Genomic DNA, 296 nt, shown 5'->3' with positions numbered 1-296 from the left:
GGGTCACCACGCGTACCACCATTTGGTATGATTGCAGCCAGTTCAACAGGGAAGCGATGGCCGGTAATCACCTCTTGTGCAGTGACGTTCTTAATTTTCTCATACTCATCCTTGGTCGCTATGTCGCCAACGGGTATGAGTTGAATTCCTTTCTCATTGCCGTTTGGAATGTTGATGAACATTGAGCGGAAGTTACCCACGCCACGGCTTGAAGCCATCTTCTGCTTTAGGTCGTCTTCATCTTCTTTACTTAAGTTAGGGTCGGTCGCGTAGAAGATAAAGCCCATGTGCAAACC

General features: G+C 48.0%; 1 pseudogene. It reads right to left on the bottom strand.

What is annotated here, in order from left to right:
• Window positions 1-296, bottom strand: a pseudogene (locus GNP81_RS19275) (phage portal protein); the annotation flags it as partial.

Source organism: Aliivibrio fischeri (assembly GCF_009727955.1).
In the GTDB taxonomy this organism is placed as follows: Bacteria; Pseudomonadota; Gammaproteobacteria; order Enterobacterales; family Vibrionaceae; genus Aliivibrio; species Aliivibrio fischeri_A.
This window is presented reverse-complemented; position numbering and strand designations above follow the sequence as displayed.